Raw genomic sequence first — 19,947 nt, forward strand, 5'->3', positions numbered from 1 at the left:
GCGCAATGCGGGCAGGGGGACGCAGCCCTCGCAGCGGGGCGGCCCTTGCTAGGCTGCCCTGGACTGGTCCGCGCCAGTTTCAACGGTTGCGGGCGGCGCTTGGCACCATGGACAACTGAGACGAGAGCCCTCTTCATGCACATCCTGCTGGTCAACAACTCCCCCATCCCCGTCTACGGCTATGGCGGTACCGAGCGCGTGATCTGGGACCTGGGCAAGACCCTGGTCCAGCAAGGCCACCGGGTGAGCTACCTGGTGCCCGAGGGCTCGACCTGCGACTTCGGCGACGTGCTGCCCATCCGCCCGGACGAGCCGTGGGAAGGGCAGATCCCGAAGGGCGTGGACATCACGCACTTCCAGTTCAACCCGCGCACCGAGCTGGCCAAGCCCTACCTGGTGACCGAGCACGGCAACGCGCGCAAGCCCAAGCCGCTGCCGCTGAACACCGTGTTCCTGTCGCGCGACCATGCGGCGCGGTACGGATCCACCGAATTCGTCTACAACGGCCTGGACTGGAGCGGCTACGGCCCGGTGGACTTCAACGTGCCGCGCCCGCGCTACCACTTTCTGGGCAAGGCGGCCTGGGGGGTGAAGAATGTGCGCGGGGCGATCAAGGTGGCACTGCGCGCGGGGGTGGAGCTCGATGTGCTGGGCGGCACGCGCATCAACCTCAAGCGGGGTTTTCGCTGGACGCTGTCGCGCAAGATCCATTTCCACGGCATGGTGGGCGGCACGCAGAAGACCGGGCTGCTCAACGCATCGCGCGGGCTCATCTTTCCGGTGCGCTGGCACGAGCCCTTTGGGCTGGCGGTGATCGAGAGCCTGTACTTCGGGTGCCCGGTGTTCTCCACGCCGTACGGCGCGCTGCCCGAGCTGGTGCCGCTGCACTGCGGCGTGCTCTCGGCCGAGGCGAACGTGCTGGCCGAGGCGGTGCGGAGCAACCGCTTCGACGCCCGGGCCTGCCACCAGCACGTGGTCGACCACTTTGGCGCCGAGCGCATGGCGCGCAATTACCTGCGGATGTACGAGCGCGTGCTGGCGGGTGAAAAGATCAACGCGCAGCCGCCTGTCATCCTGGGGCCTGCGCGCGAACTGCCCTGGAGGCAGTGAAGCCCCCCTGAGGCGCTGCGCGCCATCCCCCGAGGGGGACGCACCCCCTGGCCCGGCAAAGCCGGTTCCACGGGTGCGCTGGCGTTGGGGGCGCGCCAGTTGCGAGGGCCGGGGCCCTGACCCTGCGCGGCTCTAACCCCGCCCCTCATCCGTTCGGGCTGAGCCTGTCGAAGCCAAGGCGCAGCCGACGCAAACCTTGGCCTTGGCGTCGGGATTTTTGATTCAAATGGGCCGCTATCGCTTTTCCAGAAAGCGCAAACAGCTATTAAATCAATAGCGTTGCTGCGCTTGCAGCAGCGCCGCTTGCGCGGCCAGCGCAGCCCGCCATTCCGTTTCCAGCGCGGCCACCAGCTGTGCGGCCGGCATGGACCGCACCGCGGCCACACCCTGGCCGGCCCACAGGGACAGGTGGTCTGCGCGGCCGGCTTCGGCGCTAGCCCGGCGCAGGGCGCCGGTGAGGGCGTTCTGCACGGGGTAGGCCGGCACATCGGTCTCGTGGGCGTGCAGCTTCTGCAGCATGGGGTTGACGATGCCGCGCGCCGGGCGGCCCGAGAACACGCGGGTCGTGCGCGTGTCGGTGGCGATGGCCTGGGCCATGGCGTCGCGGTAGGCGCGGCCGATGCCCGATTCGTCGCAGGCGAGGAAGGCGGTGCCCATCTGCACGGCCTCGGCCCCCAGCGCCTGCGCCGCAGCGATGCCGCGCCCGTCCATGATGCCGCCGGCCGCGATCACGGCCACGCCGCGGGGGCGCAGCGCATCGACGCACTGCGGCACCAGCGCGAGCGCGCCTACCATCGCGGCGGCGAAGTCGGCCTGTGATGGCACCCCCGTGCGCATGGTGGAGTGAGCAGGGGAAAGTCCCTCGGCCTGCGGCCGGCCCGTGGGCAAAAAGGTGCCGCGGTGGCCCCCGGCCTCCATGCCCGATGCGCACACGGCATCGGCCCCCACGTCGGCCCAGGCCAGGGCTTCGGCCACCGTCGTGGCCGTGCCGATCACGTAGCAGCCCGCGCTGTGCAGTCGCTCGACCTGTGCGGCCGTGAGGATGCCAAAGGTGAAGCTGGCCACCGCGGGCCGCGCCTCGACCAGGGCATCGAACTGCGCACGGAAGTCCTCGCACCAGCGCGCGGGCACGGCGGCCTGCAGGCCGAACTCGGCGTACAGCGGCGCCACGCGCGCCAGCGCCAAATCGACGGTGGCGGCATCGGGCGTGGGCGTGTCCTGCACGAAGAGGTTGAGGCCGAAGGGCCGGTCGGTGCGGCGGCGCACCTCGGCGGCGGCCTCGGCCATGGCCGCCGGCGAGCGCATGCCGCAGCCCAGCGTGCCCAGCCCGCCGGCCGCCGACACGGCGGCCGCCAGGGCCGGCGTGTCGGCGCCGGTCATGGGCCCCTGCACGATGGGCAGGCGAAGGGAGAGGGCGGTGCGCAGGCTGCGGTCGGGCATGGTGACGTTCCGTGAAAGAAAGAAGGAAATGAAGTGGGAAACAAAGAAAGGGGAAACGAACTGAAGGCGGTCAGCCGACCAGCACCTGCTGCAGCGCATCGAGCGCGGCCGAGCGGTAGCCCTGGCGCCAGGTCAGCAAGGTGGTGATGGTGGTGATTGGCTGCTGGCTCAGCAATGCCGCGTGCGGCGAGATGCTGAGCACCGAGCGCGGCACGATGCCCGCGCAGCCGCCGCCCGCCACGCTGGCCAGGATGGCGTGGTACGAGCCCAGCTCCAGCAACTGCATCGGCTGCCGCCGGGGCGCAAACCACTCTTGCGCGATGCGGCGGTAGGTGCAGCCGGGCTCGAACACCGCCAGCGTGCCGGGCTGCACCTGGTCGGGGCCGGCGGCATGCGGGTGGCCGGCGGGCAGGACCAGCAGCAGCTCTTCCGTGAACACCGGCCGGGTTTCCAGGGCCGGGTCGGCGGGCTGGCCCGGTGGCCAGGCCACCAGCACCGCGTCGAGCGCGTGCGCGCGCAGGCGTTCCACCAGCACGCGGGTCGCGGCGGTCGTCAGCTCCAGCGCCACGCCGGGCCACTGGCTGTGCAGCCGCGCCAGCGGCGCGGGCAGGCGGCTGGCCGCGGTGCTTTCCATCGACCCCAGTCGCAGGCGGCCGGCGGGCGGGCCGGGTTGCAGCGCCTGCCGCGCCTCCTCGGCCAGCGCGAGCAGCCGGTCGGCATAGCCCAGCAGTACCTGGCCCTCGGGTGTGAGCGCCATGCGCTTGCCCTCGCGCAGGAACAGCGGCGTGCCCAGGTCGGCCTCCAGCTGGCGCACCCGCGTGGTCACGTTGGACTGCACACGCGACAGCCGCTCGGCAGCGCGCGTGACGCTGCCCTCTGCCGCCACGGTGCGGAAAATGTCGAGGGCGGCCAGGTCCAGAAGGGGTGGGGCTTTTTCCATCTTTAAAAAGTATGAATCAAAAAAATTCAATCTCTTGCTAAGATGATAAGCACCCTCCACCCCCGTGGCAACCCTTCGCCACCCTGCACCGTGACCCAGGCGTCTCTTTCTCCCTCCGCCGATCATCCGCACACCGACGGCGCCGCAGCGCTGCGCGTGGCCCTGGCCGGCATGGCCGCACTGGCCGCGGCCATGGGCATCGGCCGCTTCGCCTTCACCCCGCTCCTGCCCATGATGCTGCACGACGGCGTGGTCGACATCGCCACCGGCAGCTGGCTGGCCACGGCCAACTACGCCGGCTACCTGGCGGGGGCGCTCTTGTACATGGCGTTGCCCTGGCTGGGCCGTCGGCTGGGCCGTCGGCTGGGTGGCGTGCCCGGCAATGCCACGCTGGTGCGCTGCGGGCTGGTGGCCACCGTGCTCCTCACCGGCATGCTGGCACTGCCCTGGCCTGCGGCGTGGCCGCTGCTGCGCATGCTGGCGGGCGTGGCCAGCGCGCTGGTGTTCCTGGGCACGGCCAACTGGTGCATGGGGCGGCTGGCGCACCTGGGGCGCCCGGCGTGGGGCGGGCTGATTTTTTGCGGGCCGGGGCTAGGCATCGTCATCACCGGCCTGCCCACCAGTGCCATGGTGGCCGCGGGCTGGAGCGCCGCGGCCGGCTGGGCGGCCTTCAGCCTGCTCGCAGCCGTGCTGTGCGCGGGCGCGTGGGCGGTGTTCCAGGGGGGTGAGGCACCCCTGGCTGCGGCGCCCGGCAGCACCGGCGCGACCTCGGCGACGCCTGCACCACGCCCGGCTGCGGAGCGGGCCTTGCTCGCCATCGCCTACGGCCTGGCGGGCCTGGGGTACATCGTCACCGCCACCTTCCTGCCGGTCATTGCGCGCGCTGCACTGCCCGCGGGCTCGGTGTGGCCCGACCTGTTCTGGCCCATCTTCGGCGCGGGTGTCGCGCTGGGCGCGCTGCTGTCCACGCGCATCGCCCCCACGCGCGACCGGCGCTGGCTGCTGGCCGCAGCCTATGTGCTGCAGGCCGGCGGGGTGGCGCTGGGTGTGCTGTGGCCCGGGCCTGCGGGCTTTGCGCTGGGCAGCCTGCTGCTGGGCCTGCCGTTCACGGCCATCACGTTCTTTGCACTGCAGGAGGCGCGTTACCAGTGGCCGCAGGCGGGTGCGGGCTTCACCGGCCTGATGACGGCGCTGTACGGCATCGGGCAGATCGCCGGCCCGCCCATGGCCGCCGCGCTGCTGGCGCGGGCGGGCTCACGGGCGCAGGGCTTCGACTGGGCGCTGGGCGTGGCGGGGTCGGTGCTGCTGTTGGGTGCGGTGCTGTACGGCGTCATGGCATGGCGCTGGAGTCCGCAGCACAAGGTCTCGACGGGTTGAGCGGCTTGATCGCCCTTTTAGCGTAAAAAAGGCTTCTACCGCTTGTCCATCAAGCGCTATAAGCTATCAATGTGATAGCGGAAGCCTCAGCACGAAGCACGCGCCGCCACCCTCGCGGTCCTCGCAGTGCACGGTGCCGTTGTGGCGCCCGGCGATGGAGCGCACCAGCGACAGCCCCAGGCCCACGCCACCGGCGCGTTCGCTGGCACCGGGCAGCCGGTAGAAGGGCTCGAAGATGCGTTCGCGGTGCGTCAGCGGCACGCCGGGGCCGCGGTCGCACACCCGCACTTCGGCGTGGCCCTGGCGGCGGTCGACCACCACCGTGATCTCGCCCGTGCTGTAGCGGCGTGCGTTCTCCAGCAGGTTGCGGATGGCGCGGCGCAGCAGCTTGGAGACACCCATCACGTCCACCGAATCGGGGCTGGCGCTCACATCCAGGTCGGCGTCCACGCGGGCACATTCTTCGGCGGCCAGGCCGATCAGGTCCACCAGCTCCACGGTGCCCACGTCGGCCTCGCGCGCATCCAGGCGGCTGGCCAGCAGGATCTCGTCCACCAACTGGTCCAGCTCGGCGATGTTGCGCAGGATCTCTTCGCGGAACGCGGGCGAGGGCTGCTGCCCGACCATGAGCTCCATGCCCATGCGGATGCGGGTGAGCGGCGAGCGCAGCTCGTGCGAGGCATTGGCCAAGAGCGACTTGTGCGACTTGACGAGTTTCTCCACCCGCTCGGCCGCAGCGTTGAACTGGCGCGCCAGGTCGGCCACCTCGTCCTGCCCCTGCTCGGGCACGCGCACGGACAAATCGCCCTCGCCAAAGCGCTGCACGCTGCGCTGCAGCGCCTCCAGCCGCAGTGTGAGGCGGCGGATGATGGGGTACACGCCGATCGCCACCGCCAGGCCCACGATGCCCAGCAGCCACAAGAAGCCAAACGGCGGGCGGGTCCAGAAAGCGTCGCCCGGCCGGCCGCCTCCGCCGCCCCGTTCACCGCGCTCGCCCCGGGGCTGGCGCGGTGCCATCTGCAGCACGAAGGGCTGGCCGTCTTCGGATTCGATGTGGAATTCCGCCCCTTCGCCGGGCTCGCTGGGCTGGCGGGTGGCCAGGCCGCGCAGCACCACGTTGCCGGTGTTGTCGCGCAGCACCATCTCGCGCGACGGGGGCACGAAGGGCTGGGCATTCTGGGCCTTCTGCTCCTCGGCCATGCGCCAGGCCCAGCCCACGGACAGCGTCAGCACCGCGATGCCGCCGACCACGGCCAGCCAGATGCGCAGGTACAGGCGGCGGGAGAAGGGCGTGGACAGGGACACCCAGCTAGTCCTGTTGCTTGGCGAACACGTAGCCCACGCCGCGCACGGTGAGGATGCGGCGCGGGTTCTTGGCGTCGGCCTCGATGGCCGCGCGGATGCGGCCCATGTGCACGTCGATGCTGCGGTCAAACGCCTCCAGCTCGCGGCCGCGCACGGCCTCCATGATCTGGTCGCGGGTCAGCACCCGGCCTGCGCGCTCGGCCAGCGCCACGAGCAGGTCGAATTGGTAGGAGGTGAGGTCGGCCAGCTGGCCGGCCACGGTGACGGTGCGCGCGTCGCGGTCGATCTCGAGCGTGCCGAAGCGCAGCGCCTGCGTGGCTGGCGTGCTGCCGCCATCGGTGCGCCGGCGCAGGATGGCGCGGATGCGGGCGAGCAGCTCGCGCGGCTCGAAGGGTTTGGGCAGGTAGTCGTCGGCACCCAGCTCCAGGCCGATGATGCGGTCCATGGGGTCGCCCTTGGCGGTCAGCATCAGCACGGGCACCTGCGCCGCGCTGCCCTGCAGCGAGCGGATGCGGCGGCAGACCTCCAGCCCGTCCATGTCGGGCAGCATCAGGTCCAGGATCACGAGGTCGGGCAGCGCGCCGGCGTCGGGCCCTTGCAATTGGGCCAGGCCGCTTTTGCCATCGGCACGGTGCGTGACCTGCAGGCCCGACTGGCCCAGGTACTCGCCCACCATCTGCGCGAGGCGGGCATCGTCTTCGATCATCAGCAGTTGGGAGCTCATGGGGGCAGTGTAGTAGCGGGTGCCACTCATGGTCGCGAGGCGGGGTCACGCGGTTTTGTCGGTCAGGTAAAGCTTCCGTAAAGCCAAGGCGCAGGTGGGTTGCGCATGCCGGCTTCGCCGCTGGCGTGTGCGTGGCGAAAAAAAGGCTCCCCGCAGGGAGCCTGAACAACGTGCTCTTGGCAGCACGCGAGGAGATCGCTTGGGTCAAATGCCGGCCTGTGCGCGCAGGGCCGTCCACGCTGCGGCGTTCAGGCGGCGGGAGGTGGTGAAGTTCGAGTCGATGTCGGTCTTGTTCTCGCGCACCTGGAACACCCGGCTTCCGCTCACGATGGTCGGCGCATTGGCCACTTCGGCGTATGAGCGCGTGTGGCCCATCGTCGTCGCGGCGTGGCCTGCAAAACGCATCACCTTGACGCCGTGCACCGTGGCAATGGCGTATGTGCCGGTCTGTGTGGTTGCGCAGTTGGAGAGTACCGTTTGCGTGCTGTTCAAATCGCATTCGTAGAACTGCACCGTGCCTGCGGTGGGGCTCGTCGTGCCGGTGAAGGCGACGCGCAGGGCCCGCGCCGGGCCGCTGGAGATTCCGAGGGAGAGCGTGCCTGCACCGGTGCTCAGCACCACGGCGGAGGCGGGCCGGGCGGTGATCATCTGCTCCAGCGTGGTCTCGCTGGCCGGCCGGGAATCGGCCGCAATGCTGTTGATGAGCACCGGCTGGTCGAGCGAGAGGTTGTAGCGGGTGTGAATCCGGGAGCCGGCCGGGAACGTGGCCGTGCCCAGGCTGGTGAGCAGCGCGGCGGTCGATGTGCCGTTGTTGTTGATGGTGTTGGTGTCGGCATCGGTCTGCAGGGAGCTCACCACGCTGGCCATGGTGCGCGTGTCGACGTCCTCGCGCTTGGTGAAGCCTACCTGCGACAGGGCACCGCAGAAGGTGTTGCGGCTGGGCGAGCCGATGGTGCTCTGCAGCAGGATGGTGTCGTCGCAACGCTGCCATCCGGCCGACGTGAGGTAGGCCTGGTTGTAGAGCGTGCTGGCGGGCGTGGGCGACCCGGCAGTCATGCCGCCGCGCACGTCCCGCAGGGTGGAGCCCGCGGTTCCGCTGGGCTTGGCGACGGAGTCGATGGTCCGGTACGAGTAGTTCGCCGAGTCGGTGTAGATGAAGCTCGACAAATCACCCGTGGCTGCCGTCACGGCCGACTGCTGGTCGCCCACCACCAGCGTGGTCCCTTCTTCCAGGCTCGCCGCGACGACCTTGGCCATGCTGCGTGCGCTGTCCAGCATCACCCCCGCGGTCGGGGCGTCGTCCTGGTAGTTGTCGATCTTGGCGGGAGCAATGGCCAGCTGCAGCGCGGCATTGCTGCGCGCCGCAGCCTCGGTCATGCCTGCCGTGATGCCGGCGGTGACCAGGGTGGTCAAGGGGTTGATCTGCCCGGCCTTGCCGGGAACCTGCCGCAGCACATAGCGCGCAGCGGTGTTGCCCTCGGTCGTGTCGGCAGCATCGATGGTGGTGTTGGCGTCGGCCAGGGCTCCGGGCACCATGGGCGCTATCAGCGATGCGGCGGCGGCCTGCGTTGCGCTGGTCTGCGCGGTGTCGTAGGTCAGGGTGTACGCGCCGTCTGCGCCGGTGCGGGCGGAGACGGGCTCGGTGGCGTCGCAGGTGCCGTTGTTGTTCAGGTCCAGGCACACAATGGCATTGCGGATGGCCTGGTCGACGACGACGGTACCGGTCAGTGTGACCTTGGTGTCCGGCGCTGGTGCAGGAGGAGCGGTGTCGTCGGAGGACGACCCGCCGCCGCAGGCCGTGAGGGTCAGGGCCAGGGCGCCGCCCAGTGCCAGCGCCAGAGGGGAAGAAGATGTGTGCATGGAGTCGCTCCTGATCATGGTTGTGGAAGGTGAAGATGCCGTCACCGCAGGCGCTCGATGGCGATGCTCAGCGGTTGCCTGACTGTCTGCAAATGCGGCACGCTGCGCATCCCATGAACATGGGGGCCGTCCGTCTTGTGTGCCGGCAGGTTTGCCCCTACGCTGGGGCGCATGAAAATCGTCTTCACTTCCTGCATGGACGCCGAGCGTGTGGCAGACCAAGAGATATGGAGGCGCATCGCAGAACACGAGCAGCCGGACGTGCTGATGCTGCTGGGAGACCACATCTACATGGATTGGGGCCTCGGGCCCGGCGCCAGGGACTGGCGCTCGCTGATCGCCCGCGAGCCCGTCCAGGGCCTGCGGGCCTATGCCATCGATATGCACCGGCGCTACGCGTTGCAGTGGGGTGTGCAGGCCTTTCGCGACATGGTCTGCGGCTTTGCCGGGCGGTCGGACCCGGCCCGGCTGCTGCTGACCTGGGATGACCACGACTACGCGTGGAACAACAGCCTGGGCGTGGACGGCACTGGCGATGCCTACCGGCACGGCGTGCCCGAGCGCGTGAAGGCGGTGTCGCGCCGCTTGTGGGCGCAGTTCGAACACCAGTTGCGCGAAGCGGCTGTCGATGCTGCCTACCCGGCCGGGCTGCCCCCCGACTGGGACAGCCCTCTGCCCGCTGGCGTCGGCGACCTGTTCTGGTCGGGTGCTCTGGGTGCAGAGGATGGCCCCACCTGCTTGCTGCTCGACACGCGCTGGCACCGCCAGGCGCGGGCGCCGGGTGCCAGCCTGCTGGGCGTGGAACAGGCCCGGGCGCTGCGGGATGCAGCGGGCGAGCCCGGCGCCGGCCTGCTGCTGGTGGCGGCGGGAACGCCCATGGCCCACCACTACCTGTTGTCCCAGCAGGGCTGGCATGCCGAGGGCGGGCACAGCTATGCGGAGTACGACGGCACCCTGCGCGCGGCGCGGCGGCCGGTGTTGTTTCTGGGGGGCGATGTGCATGCCAACGTCTGGAGCGGCCGCTTGCCCGCCTCCGATGGCGCCAGCAGCCGGGTGGTGCAGGTGCTCTCGTCCGGCGCTGCGATCGGCCGGTACGGACCCCAGCGCTTTGCCCCCTCGTATGGCGTGGCGACCGTGCCGGAGACCTGGCGCACGGGCGGCGTGGTCGAGGTGCAGTTGTGGGCGCAGTCGCGTGGCGGCGCGTGGGAGCCCGACCCTCCGATGCCGCCGCTGCCCTTCGATGCCGGCGATTGGACCGAGCCCCTGCAGGCCCAGGCGCACAGCCGCGTGGACGCCGCAGCGGATGACCATCCTGTGGCGGTGCTGGCGGCCCGGACGCGGTCCGGTGCATTCCGGGACCGGACGCAGGTGTCGCTGCCCCAGGGCCTCGACGGCCTGGACGCGGTGTATCTGGACGAGCCTATGCAGGATGGGCACTATGCCGAACCTGTGCACTGGTGCGTGGCGGCAGATGGTTCGGCACGCCTGGAGGGTGAGGCGGACATGGGCCGCCCCGGCGACTGGCCCGCAGCCACCTACCGCCTGGTGCAATCCGCGTTCGACCGTGCGCTGGCGCAGCCGGAAAAAACCGCGGTGGTGCTGTTCATCCATGGCTTTGGCAAGTCTCCCGCCATGGGGCTGGAGCAGGCCTATGGGCTGCGTGCGGTGTATCCCGCATGCGAGCCGGTGTTGTATGGCTGGGAGGCGGGGCGCGGTGGCGGTGTGCTTGCCGCGCTCAGTGGTGTGCCGCGCGCCCGGCAGGGTGCCCAGGGCGGCAGCTTTGCGCTGGCGACCGTGCTGCATGCGTTCAACACGGTGGCCGCGCAGCCGGCCTACGCGGGGCTGGCCAAGGTGGTGCTCGCGCGCAGCGCGGGATGTCTCGCCTTGCACCACGCTCTGGAGCGCATGGGCGTGGGCGGGCACCGTCTGGCGAACCTGAACCGTATCGTGCTGTCGGCGCCCATGCTCAAGGCGTCCGAATACCGCCGCCAGGCAGGCCTGGGAGGGCTGGAGCTCCCGGTGGTCATGACACGCAATCGCCATGACCAGACGCTGCGGTTTGCCGACTGGTTCGATGGCGCGGGTGCGTTGCTGGGCGTGGACGAAGACTTCGTTCCTGCGCGCCAGGGCCACAGCTGCCTGGATTTCTCGGACAGCGCTGGCGTAGGCCCGCAGCACGACTATCTGCTGCTGCGCATCAACCCGCAGCAGCACCGGCTGCACGAGACGCTGCTGTGCCAGCGCGACTTCGCGTGGTCTGATGCGGTGGCTGAGGGCCTGGTGTCGGCAGCCGGCGCAGGGGTCTTTGATGTGCCGTGACCGCACACCCGTGCCACGCCGGGTACCGCGGGCCTGCCGCCACGACGCCGCTTGAACGCCATGCACCGCACCCCCTTGCCCAGCCCGGAGATCTCGGTCGCCCTGGTGGAAGACGACCCCCGCACACGGGAGCGCCTGGTGCAGGCGCTCTCCCGCGCGCCGCGCCTGAGCCTGGCTTTCACCGCCGCCACCGTCGGCGACATGGTGGGCTGGCTGCGCGACAACAGCGTGGATGTGCTGCTGGTGGACCTGGGCCTGCCGGACGGCTCCGGCCTGGAAGTCATCCGCCAGTGCCGCGCGCTGTCTCCGGTCACTGAAGTCATGGTCATCACCATGTTCGGCGACGAGGCCAACATGATGAATGCCTTTGAAGCCGGTGCGCGCGGTTACCTGCTCAAGGACGGGACGGAGGACGACCTGGCGCAGCACGTGCTGAGCCTGCGTGCGGGCGGCTCGCCCATGACGCCCATCATCGCGCGGCAATTGCTCGCCAGGCTGTCGCCGCGCCCGGCCGTGCCCCACAGCCTGGCGCCGGCCGATACGCTCACGGCGCGCGAGCAGGATATTCTGGCGAAGCTCGCACGTGGCTACACCTATGCCGAGGTCGCAGAACTCCTGGGCATCGCGCCCTCCACCGTCCAGTCCCATGTCAAGAACATCTACAGCAAGCTGGCCGTCCATTCCAAAGCCGAGGCCATCTTCGAGGCGCGGCAGATGGGGCTTTTGTAGCCGCACTTCGGCCCGCGCGCGCGGCGGCGTGGCGCTGCGCCGGTGGGTGCTGTGGCCGGTGCTCTGGGTCGTGCTTGCATCGTGGGCAGGGCTGGCGGGTGCACAAGATGCGGATCACGACGCCGCACCGGCCTCTGCCGCACAGCCCGGTGTTCACGTCCTGCACAAGGCCTTCGCGTACCTGGAGCCCGAGGGCGCGGCGCCGTGGTCCGGAACGTTGACGCTGCCCCACCGGTGGGACAAGGCGTTCGCGGGCCTGTCCGGGACGGCGCGCTATGTGCTGGAGATCCCCCCCGTGCCCAAGGGCAGCCCGCTGTCGGGCGTGTACTTCCCGCGGATCGGAAACCAGGTGGAGGTGTATGTGGGTGGCGAGTTGCTCATGCACCGTGGGGCACTGGGAGACACCCGCACCGACGCTGCCAAGTCGCCGCTGTGGATGCCGGTACCCGCGAGTTTTCTGTCCGACGTGGAGCCCACCCCGCTCGAGGTGCGCGTGACCGCGCAACCCGGGCGCTGGGGTGGGCTTGCCACGCCGCAATTCGGGCCCGAGGCAAGCCTGCTGCCCGAGTATCACGAGCGCTATGTCTGGCGGCAGTGGGCTGCGGTCGGCGTGGTGTTTTCACTGGCGCTCACCGGGGTGATTGCCGGTGGCTTGTGGCGCTTGAACCGCGAGCCGGTGTATGGATACTTTGCGCTGTGCGCACCGTTTGGCATCGTGCGGTATGGCGACAGGCTGTGGGAGACACCGCCCATAGGCTGGCCGCTGTGGGGCGGTCTCATGGCTTTTGCATTGGCCATCCATCTGCTGCTGCTCACCCGCTTCGCGCTGGCGATGGTGGGATGCGATGGCCCGCGCGTGCGCCAGGCATTCTGGGCATGGCTGGTGGTGGAGGTCGTGGTGATCTCGGGCGCGTTCGGAGCGGGCGTGCCCTGGCTCTGGACGCTGGGCCTGGCGCTGTTGTTTCCGCCCGCGTTCTTTGCCTACGCTTTGTCGACCCGGCACGCGGTGGTGACGCGGGAGCCCGAAGCGATCGCGCTGTGCCTGGCAAGCTTCATCCCTGTCGGCGCGAGCATCTACGACTTCATCGCGGTGCGCATTCCCAGTGCGGGGCAGGGCCGCACCACGGTGCTGCCCCTGGCCACCATGCTGTTCGTGCTGCTGGTGGGCTGGCTCATCCTGAGCCGCTACGGCCGCCAGGCGCGCGCCTACCAGGGCCTGAGCAACTCGCTGGACGAGAAGGTGCGCCAGCGCGAGCGCGAGCTGCAGGTCAGCTACGACCTGCTGCAGCAAGAGCACGCGCAGCACGCAGCGCTGCAGGAGCGCCAGCGCATCATGCGCGACATCCACGACGGCGTGGGCTCGCAGCTGGTGGGCTTGCTCAGCCTCATCGGCAAGGGCCGCGCCAGCCGCGCCGAACTGCGCGAGCACGCCAATGCCGCGCTGGATGAACTGCGCATGGCCGTGGATGCCATGCAGCCGGTGGATGGCGACCTGGGCACGGTGCTGGCCACCCTGCGCTACCGGCTGCAGCCGCGCCTGGCGGCCACGGGCATCCAGGTGGACTGGCAGGTGCAGGAACTGCCCACTCTCGACACCCTCACGCCGCACATGGTGCTGCAGATCCAGCGCATCCTGCTGGAAGCCTTCACCAATGTGCTGCGGCATGCCCAGGCCACGAGCGTGCGGGTGAGTGCGCGCCACCAGGCCGCGCTGGCGAATCAGCCGCCGCGCCTGGTGCTGGAGATTGCCGACAACGGCGTGGGCATGGAGGGCACGGCGCAGGCACGCGGCCAGGGCCTGGCCAACATGCGGGCGCGTGCGCAGGCCGTTGGCGCGCTGCTGGAGATCACGGCTGCGCCGGGCCAGGGGACGTGTGTGCGGATTGCGTTGCCTGTGGTGCCGCAGGCGCCCGCACCCGCGATGCCAGCCACACCAGCACCAGCACCGGCAGCCCCAGCAGCGCCGTCGACGTGAAGAAGTGCGCGTAGCCGAAGGCGTTCACGTAGTCGCCCGAAAACCCCGCGACGAACTTGGGCAGCAGCAGCATCATGGAGCTGAACAGCGCGTACTGCGTGGCCGAGTAGCTCACGTTGGTCAGGCTCGACAGGTAGGCGATGAACGCGGCCGAGGCGATGCCGCTGGCCAGGTTGTCGGCCGAGACCACCGCGATCAGCGCCGTCACATCGTGCCCATGCCCTGCGAGCCAGGCGAACAGCAGGTTGCTGGCCGCGCTCAGGATGGCGCCCAGCATCAGGATGCGCATCACGCCGAAGCGCATGGACAGCACGCCGCCCACGACGGCGCCCGCCAGGGTCATGATGACGCCGTACACCTTGGTGACGGCGGCCACCTCGTCCTTGGTGAAGCCCATGTCCACGTAGAACGGGTTGGCCATGATGCCCATCACCACGTCGCTGATGCGGTAGACGGCGATGAGTGCGAGGATCAGCGCCGCGTGCCAGCCGTAGCGGCGCAGGAAGTCGGCAAACGGCTCGATCATCGCGCCCTGGATCCATTCGGCCGCGTTCTTCGCGGGGGGCAGCTCCACCGGCGCGGGCTCGCGCGAGAACAGCACCGTGACCACGCCCACGGCCATCGAGGCGGCCATCACCAGGTAGGCCGTTCGCCAGGCGCCGTTCTGGTAGGCCGCCGCACCTTGGGCGATGGCCTGGCCGAGGGCGGGCGCGACCTCAGAGCGTGCCGCGATCCACAGCACGCCCGCGCCCGCCCAGATCATGGCCAGGCGGTAGCCCGTCTGGTAGGACGCGGCCAGCGCCGCCTGGTGGTTGGCGTCGGCCGATTCGATGCGGTACGCGTCGAGCGCGATGTCCTGCGTGGCCGAGCCGAACGCCACCGCCAGCGCGCACCACACGATGGGCCCGAGGGTCAGGCGCGGGTCGCAGACCGCCATGCCGATCAGCCCGGCGACCACGATGGCCTGCGACAGCAGCAGCCAGCTGCGGCGCCGGCCCAGCAGCGCGGTCAGGCCGGGGATGGGCATGCGGTCCACCAGCGGCGCCCACACCCATTTGAATCCGTAGGCCAGGCCCACCCAGCTCAGGTAGCCGATGGTGCTGCGGTCGATGCCCGCCTCGCGCAGGCGAAACGACAGCGTGCCCAGCACCAGCAGCAGCGGCAGCCCGGCCGCGAAGCCGAGCGTGAGCATGCGCAGGCTGGCGGGCTCCAGGTACACGCGCAGCGTCTGCAGCCAGGGGGTGCGGCGGGGCGTTTCGGGGGGCAGGGCGGGGTGGGTGGAGGGGGATTGGTTGGCGGAGGTGTCTGACATGGGCGCCCGGGGGTTTTGTCTATCATCGCTGACACCTTGCAGCCTGGCGCGCCGACCTCCATCGGGCTGGCGACGCCGCTGCGGGGGACACGGCCTGTGCCGTGCGGTCCCGCGTCAGTGCAGCCGCCTATTATTCCCTTGCCCTCTTCCCTTCCCTTCAGGTGATCCGGTATGTGCCTTCTGTGCCCCACGCCTTCCGTCGCTCCCTCGTCACCCTGGTCCGCGCGCCGCGCCTTCCTGCTGGCCGCTGGCGCCACCGCTGCCGCGCCCGTGATGGCGCAGGTGGATGTGGGCACGGCCTCCAGCGTGCGCAAGCTGATCCCGGCGGAAACGCTGGAGAACTCCGCCGCCCAGCAGTACCGCCAGATGCTCGAGCAGGCCAAGGCCAAGCGTGCGCTCGCGCCGGAGGGCCACCCGCAGCTGCAGCGCCTGCATGCCATCGCCAAGCGCCTGATCCCGTACACCGCGCCGTGGAACGACCGCGCCAAGCAGTGGCGCTGGGAGGTCAACCTGATCGGCAGCCAGCAGATCAACGCCTTTTGCATGCCCGGCGGCAAGATCGCCTTCTACACCGGCATCCTCGATCAGCTCAAGCTCACCGACGATGAGACCGCGATGATCATGGGCCACGAAATGGCCCATGCCCTGCGCGAGCATGCGCGCGAACGCCTGGCCAAGACCCAGGGCACCAACCTGGCGCTGCGCCTGGGCTCGCAACTGCTGGGGCTGGGCGATCTGGGCCAGGCCGCGGCCGGCCTGGGCGGGCAGCTGCTCACGCTGCAGTTCAGCCGGTCGGACGAGAGCGAGGCCGACCTGGTGGGGCTGGAGCTGGCGGCCCGCGGCGGGTTCGACCCCGCGGCGTCGGTCAGCCTGTGGAAGAAGATGGGTAATGCCACGGGCGGCAAGCAGGGCGGGCTGGCCTTCCTCTCCACCCATCCCTCGGGCCCCGCGCGCATCAAGGAGCTGGAGATGAACGTGCCCAAGGTGCAAAAGCTCTACGAAGCGGCACGCAAGGGCTGAGCGGTCACGCGGTTGCGGCCGTCGTGCTTGCTGCGGTACAGCGCCTTGTCGGCGCGCGCGATGGCCGCGGGCAGGTCGTCGCTGCTGGCCACCTGCGCCACGCCGAACGACATCGACAGCGGCACGGGCACACCCTGGTGGTCCAGGGTAATCCGCTCGATGGCCGCGCGGATGCGCTCAGCCACCTCCACGGCGGATGCCAGCGAACTGGCCGGCATGAGCGCCAGAAACTCCTCGCCGCCCCAGCGCGCGAGCACGTCGCTCTCGCGCAGTTGGCCGGCGAGCACCTGCGCCACGGCCACCAGAACGCGGTCCCCCGCCGCGTGGCCGTGGCGGTCGTTCACCTGCTTGAAATGGTCGATGTCGCACAGCATGAGCGCCACCGGCTCGCCCGTGCGCTGGATGCGGGTGAGCGTGTGCCCGGCCAGCGTCTGGAAGTGCGCCCGGTTGTTCAGCCCCGTCAGTGCATCGAGCGTGGCCTGCCTGAGCAGGCGGTTCTCGGCGATCAGGATGGTGCGCCGGTAGAACGCCGCCAGCGCCGCGAACATGCCGAAGACTACGCACACGTGCAACATGTTGACGATCTTCTGCCCCTGCCCGGCCAGCGGTGCCAGCGGGCCCAGGTGGTCGCACACCAGGCGCAGCCCCAGGTAGTAGGCCAGCAGCGCCAGCACCACGGGGACGGCGTAGCGGCCGGAGTTGGCGATCACCACCGCAGGAATGAACAGCAACAGGTAGTAGTGAAAGCCGCTGTCCCAGCCCACGAGCAGCGATCCCAGCGCCGAGTGCGCGATCACCTCCAGCCAGATGAGCAGGATGCCGGCCGTGTTGCGCCGCCGCCGGATGAGCGCATGGGCGCACAGGTACATCGCGATGCTGACCACATTGACCAGCGCGAGCGGCACCGAGCCCAGCCAGAGAAACAGTGCGATGTACAGCCCATCGATGCAGGCTGCGGTGAGCGCCACCCGCTGCGCCATCGCCCAATAGGCCTTGCCCGCCACGCTGGAGCCGCGCTGCGCAGGCTCGTAGGGGCGTGGTGCACGGGGTGCGGGCGGGGAGGAGCTTGCAGAGGAATCCATGGCGTGCAGCAGCCGGAGGGCGCATGACGCCCGAGGTTGTTAACAAAATGTCACATCCTAGGCCGCGCCTGCGCGAGGCATCCGACGATCAGGGCAGCGAATACCGGTCAGTTGCCGGAAAGCCTGCTTCGGTGGACCCTTGGGTGCAGGTACGGGTACGGGTACGGGTGCAGGCCCGGACGGCAGCGCTGGGCTGCAGCGCATGCATCGGCGTCATCCGCTGGAATGCGAATGCTCCTATTTTGATAGCTGCTACCGCTTGTGTAGTGAGCGGTAGGGGCCAAAAATACCCCGGAGGCCTTCGTGCACCGCAGGCTGATCAGGTCCCGCCCACGTAGGGATTGCTCTGGCGCTCCCGCCCGAAGGTGCTCTCCGGGCCATGCCCGGGGATGAACACCGTCTGGTCGCCCATGGGCCACAGCCGCTGGGTGATGCTGTCGATGAGGTCCTGGTGGTTGCCCATCGGAAAGTCCGTGCGCCCGATGCTTCCGGCAAAGAGCACGTCACCGACGAAGGCGCGGTCGATCTGCGGCGCGTGGAACACCACGTGGCCGGGTGTGTGCCCGGGGCAGTGCCGCACCTGCAGCGTCTCGTGGCCGATCTGCACCGTGTCGCCATCGGCCAGCCAGCGCGTGGGCGTGAACGGTTGTGCTGGCGGAAAGCCGAACATCGCGCTTTGCTGCGGCAGCCCGTCGATCCAGAACTGGTCGCCGGGGTGGGGACCCACGATGGGCAGGGTCAGGCGCTGCGCCAGTTCGCCCGTGCCACCCGCATGGTCGATGTGCGCGTGGGTGAGCCAGATCTGCTCCAGGGCCAGGCCCCGCCGCTCGGTCTCGGCCAGCAGCGTGTCGAGATCGCCGCCCGGGTCGATGACCGCGGCCTTGTGGGTGGCATCGCACCAGACGATGGAGCAGTTCTGTTGGAACGCCGTGACGGGGACGGTGAGATAGCGGAGCATGGTTCAGGGTGTGGGTTGTTGCGAGCAATGGGGGATTGTGCAAACAAAGTTCGCCCTGTCGGTGGGAATGTTCCTGCAGCGGTGGGTGGTAGGCGCATCCGAGAGGCGCCATGTCTTTGGCCACCCTGCCACCAACAAAAAGGGCTCCCACACGGGAGCCCAGTTTGCTGTCGCGTCGCGGCGGGTCCAAAACACTCCCCATGGCAGCAGCACCAGCGACATGCCGCCAATGCCACCACCATGGGAAGGCCCGCAACTGCGTCAATTACATCGCGCTGATTTCGCCCGAAGGGATCGTGCCGGTGCGCACGGCTTCAGCAGCCTGGGCACGCACGGCAGCGCGGTCAGCCGTGGACTTGTAGGTCACGACGCGCGAACCAGCGGGCTCGATGCTGCGGGTCTGGGCAACGGTGGAGGCTTCGGCAGCCACTTCGGCGCGGGTGCGGTTCGTTTCGAACTTCGTGGCGAATTGCGAAGCATCGGCTTCGTCAGCGTGGGCACCGAAGGCAGCGAAAGCGGACACAGCGGCGATGGAGAGGAAACGTGCAGTCTTGTTCATGATGAAAGTCCAGTGTATTTTTTAGAAGTCAGGTTTTTTATGGAGAGAGTCAGGAAGCTGAATCCGTCGGATCCAGATCAGCCTTGCTCACCCGAAGGGATCTGGCCGGTGCGCACAGCGTCGGCAGCCTGGGCACGCACGGCAGCGCGGTCGGCCGTGGACTTGTAGGTCACGACGCGCGAACCAGCGGGCTCGATGCTGCGGGTCTGGGCGACGCTCGAAGCTTCTGCAGCCACTTCGGCGCGGGTGCGGTTGGTTTCGAACTTGGACACATATTGCGAAGCGTCGGCTTCGTCGGCTTGGGCGCCAAAGGAAGCGAAGGCAGCGACAGCGGCGATGGAGAGGAAACGTGCGGTGTTGTTCATGATGAAAGTCCTTGAAGTTAAAAGCGTCTCAATAAAGCCGGTACAAAAACCATTCCTGAACCGGGTTCGGTGAGTCGCCTTGCGGGTTCGGCTCATCGATGGGTTGAACTGTACGCCGGTGGTGTCCAGAGAAAAACCACCCAGTCGCGAACTGACTGTTCCAGTATTGAGAACAATCCGGGCGAGATCTCAGTCCTTCGTGGTTAATGGGAAAATCGCCGCAGATGCACAGCACTTCCTCCTCCCTTCCCAGCCGGTGTGGCATTTGCGGCGCCACCAGCTATCACCGCGTGGTGGCCCGCGATGGCGGTGGCGTCATGCGCTACACCGAGCGCCTGCAATGCACCGGGTGCTCGCACGAGTTCGCTGACGTGAAAGCGTGGCGCGAAGGCGCCTGCGCAGAACCACGTGCCAACGCACAGTCCGCATGAATTCGACGCGTCATGCAGGCGTGCCGCCGCGCTTCACCACCACGACATCCTCCTGAACCCTGATTTCCCGATGACCACCTACGCAGAACTCCTTGCGCAAAAGCGCAACCTCGACGAGCAGATCCACAAAGCCCGCAAGGCGGAAGCCTCCGCTGCGCTGGAAACGGTCAAACAGTTGATCAAGGAATTCGACTTCACGGCACAGCAGGTGTTTCCCTGGACACCCGACCCCAAGAAGGTCCCCGCCAAGTACCACGATCCGCAGTCCGGCTCCACCTGGACCGGCCGCGGCAAGCCGCCGAAATGGATTGCCGGCAAAGACCGCGAGCAGTTCCTGATCCGATAAGGCGCACTGTCCAGCGCAGCCAGAGGGCAATGGCAAGGGACCGGCTCCTACAGTGCCGGTCAGGCGGGTCAGGCTCAATCTCGCCTTTCATTCCC

General features: G+C 69.1%; 16 protein-coding genes and 1 pseudogene. 7 read left to right on the forward strand and 10 right to left on the reverse strand.

Features of this window, described 5'->3' with window-relative positions:
* Positions 1-135: 135 nt before the first annotated feature.
* Positions 136-1,110, forward strand: coding sequence for a glycosyltransferase (locus ACIGHN_RS24275; protein WP_396506647.1), 975 nt, complete (start codon positions 136-138; stop codon positions 1,108-1,110).
* A gap of 270 nt (positions 1,111-1,380) precedes the next feature.
* Here ACIGHN_RS24275 and ACIGHN_RS24280 read toward each other — a convergent pair whose 3' ends face one another.
* Both ACIGHN_RS24280 and ACIGHN_RS24285 read right to left on the reverse strand, forming a co-directional pair.
* Entirely contained in the window at positions 1,381-2,550 is a 1,170-nt protein-coding gene (locus ACIGHN_RS24280) for an NAD(P)H-dependent flavin oxidoreductase (protein ID WP_396506649.1), read from the reverse strand.
* Positions 2,551-2,620: 70 nt separating this feature from the next.
* On the reverse strand, positions 2,621-3,490 hold the full coding sequence (locus ACIGHN_RS24285) for a LysR family transcriptional regulator (protein WP_396506650.1): 870 nt from the start codon (positions 3,488-3,490) through the stop codon (positions 2,621-2,623).
* Between the two features lie 42 nt (positions 3,491-3,532).
* Here ACIGHN_RS24285 and ACIGHN_RS24290 point away from each other — a divergent pair, with 42 nt between their 5' ends.
* Positions 3,533-4,867, forward strand: coding sequence for a YbfB/YjiJ family MFS transporter (locus ACIGHN_RS24290; protein WP_396506652.1), 1,335 nt, complete (start codon positions 3,533-3,535; stop codon positions 4,865-4,867).
* A gap of 66 nt (positions 4,868-4,933) precedes the next feature.
* Here the strand turns inward: ACIGHN_RS24290 and ACIGHN_RS24295 are convergent, their stop codons facing one another.
* The 3 genes from ACIGHN_RS24295 to ACIGHN_RS24305 form a co-directional block, all read right to left on the reverse strand.
* The gene (locus ACIGHN_RS24295) at positions 4,934-6,172 is read right to left on the reverse strand and encodes an ATP-binding protein (RefSeq protein WP_396506653.1); all 1,239 of its coding nucleotides are present in this window, start codon (positions 6,170-6,172) and stop codon (positions 4,934-4,936) included.
* A 4-nt stretch (positions 6,173-6,176) separates the two neighbouring features.
* Positions 6,177-6,896 carry a response regulator transcription factor gene (locus ACIGHN_RS24300; protein WP_056410241.1) on the reverse strand — a complete coding sequence of 240 codons (720 nt, stop codon included), beginning with the start codon at positions 6,894-6,896 and terminating at the stop codon, positions 6,177-6,179.
* A 204-nt stretch (positions 6,897-7,100) separates the two neighbouring features.
* A complete protein-coding gene (locus ACIGHN_RS24305; RefSeq protein WP_056410239.1) occupies positions 7,101-8,756 on the reverse strand; it encodes a hypothetical protein in 1,656 nt (551 codons plus the stop codon).
* A 171-nt stretch (positions 8,757-8,927) separates the two neighbouring features.
* Between ACIGHN_RS24305 and ACIGHN_RS24310 the strand changes: the two genes are divergently transcribed.
* The 3 genes and pseudogenes from ACIGHN_RS24310 to ACIGHN_RS24320 all read left to right on the forward strand — a co-directional run.
* Positions 8,928-11,075 (forward strand): alkaline phosphatase D family protein, encoded by a 2,148-nt coding sequence (locus ACIGHN_RS24310; RefSeq protein WP_396506655.1) that lies wholly within the window; start codon positions 8,928-8,930, stop codon positions 11,073-11,075.
* A 60-nt stretch (positions 11,076-11,135) separates the two neighbouring features.
* Complete coding sequence (locus tag ACIGHN_RS24315; RefSeq protein ID WP_056411535.1) at positions 11,136-11,804, forward strand: response regulator transcription factor; 669 nt, start codon at positions 11,136-11,138, stop codon at positions 11,802-11,804.
* A 1,609-nt stretch (positions 11,805-13,413) separates the two neighbouring features.
* A pseudogene (locus tag ACIGHN_RS24320) lies at positions 13,414-13,641 on the forward strand (ATP-binding protein); the annotation flags it as partial.
* A 10-nt stretch (positions 13,642-13,651) separates the two neighbouring features.
* Here ACIGHN_RS24320 and ACIGHN_RS24325 read toward each other — a convergent pair.
* On the reverse strand, positions 13,652-15,091 hold the full coding sequence (locus ACIGHN_RS24325; RefSeq protein ID WP_396506657.1) for an AmpG family muropeptide MFS transporter: 1,440 nt from the start codon (positions 15,089-15,091) through the stop codon (positions 13,652-13,654).
* Positions 15,092-15,262: 171 nt separating this feature from the next.
* Here ACIGHN_RS24325 and ACIGHN_RS24330 point away from each other — a divergent pair, with 171 nt between their 5' ends.
* Entirely contained in the window at positions 15,263-16,111 is an 849-nt protein-coding gene (locus ACIGHN_RS24330) for a M48 family metallopeptidase (RefSeq protein WP_056410232.1), read from the forward strand.
* Here the strand turns inward: ACIGHN_RS24330 and ACIGHN_RS24335 are convergent.
* The 4 genes from ACIGHN_RS24335 to ACIGHN_RS24350 form a co-directional block, all read right to left on the reverse strand.
* Complete coding sequence (locus ACIGHN_RS24335; RefSeq protein ID WP_396506660.1) at positions 16,087-17,193, reverse strand: GGDEF domain-containing protein; 1,107 nt, start codon at positions 17,191-17,193, stop codon at positions 16,087-16,089. The genes ACIGHN_RS24330 and ACIGHN_RS24335 overlap by 25 nt on opposite strands.
* Before the next feature lie 319 nt (positions 17,194-17,512).
* On the reverse strand, positions 17,513-18,151 hold the full coding sequence (locus tag ACIGHN_RS24340) for an MBL fold metallo-hydrolase (protein WP_056410228.1): 639 nt from the start codon (positions 18,149-18,151) through the stop codon (positions 17,513-17,515).
* Between the two features lie 265 nt (positions 18,152-18,416).
* The gene (locus tag ACIGHN_RS24345; RefSeq protein ID WP_396505370.1) at positions 18,417-18,710 is read right to left on the reverse strand and encodes a DUF4148 domain-containing protein; all 294 of its coding nucleotides are present in this window, start codon (positions 18,708-18,710) and stop codon (positions 18,417-18,419) included.
* 77 nt (positions 18,711-18,787) lie between these two features.
* Entirely contained in the window at positions 18,788-19,075 is a 288-nt protein-coding gene (locus ACIGHN_RS24350) for a hypothetical protein (protein WP_056168637.1), read from the reverse strand.
* A 501-nt stretch (positions 19,076-19,576) separates the two neighbouring features.
* Here ACIGHN_RS24350 and ACIGHN_RS24355 point away from each other — a divergent pair.
* Complete coding sequence (locus ACIGHN_RS24355) at positions 19,577-19,852, forward strand: H-NS family nucleoid-associated regulatory protein (RefSeq protein WP_396506662.1); 276 nt, start codon at positions 19,577-19,579, stop codon at positions 19,850-19,852.
* The last annotated feature ends 95 nt before the right edge of the window (positions 19,853-19,947 follow it).

Source organism: Acidovorax sp. NPDC077693 (assembly GCF_044542805.1).
Lineage (GTDB): Bacteria > Pseudomonadota > Gammaproteobacteria > Burkholderiales > Burkholderiaceae_C > Acidovorax.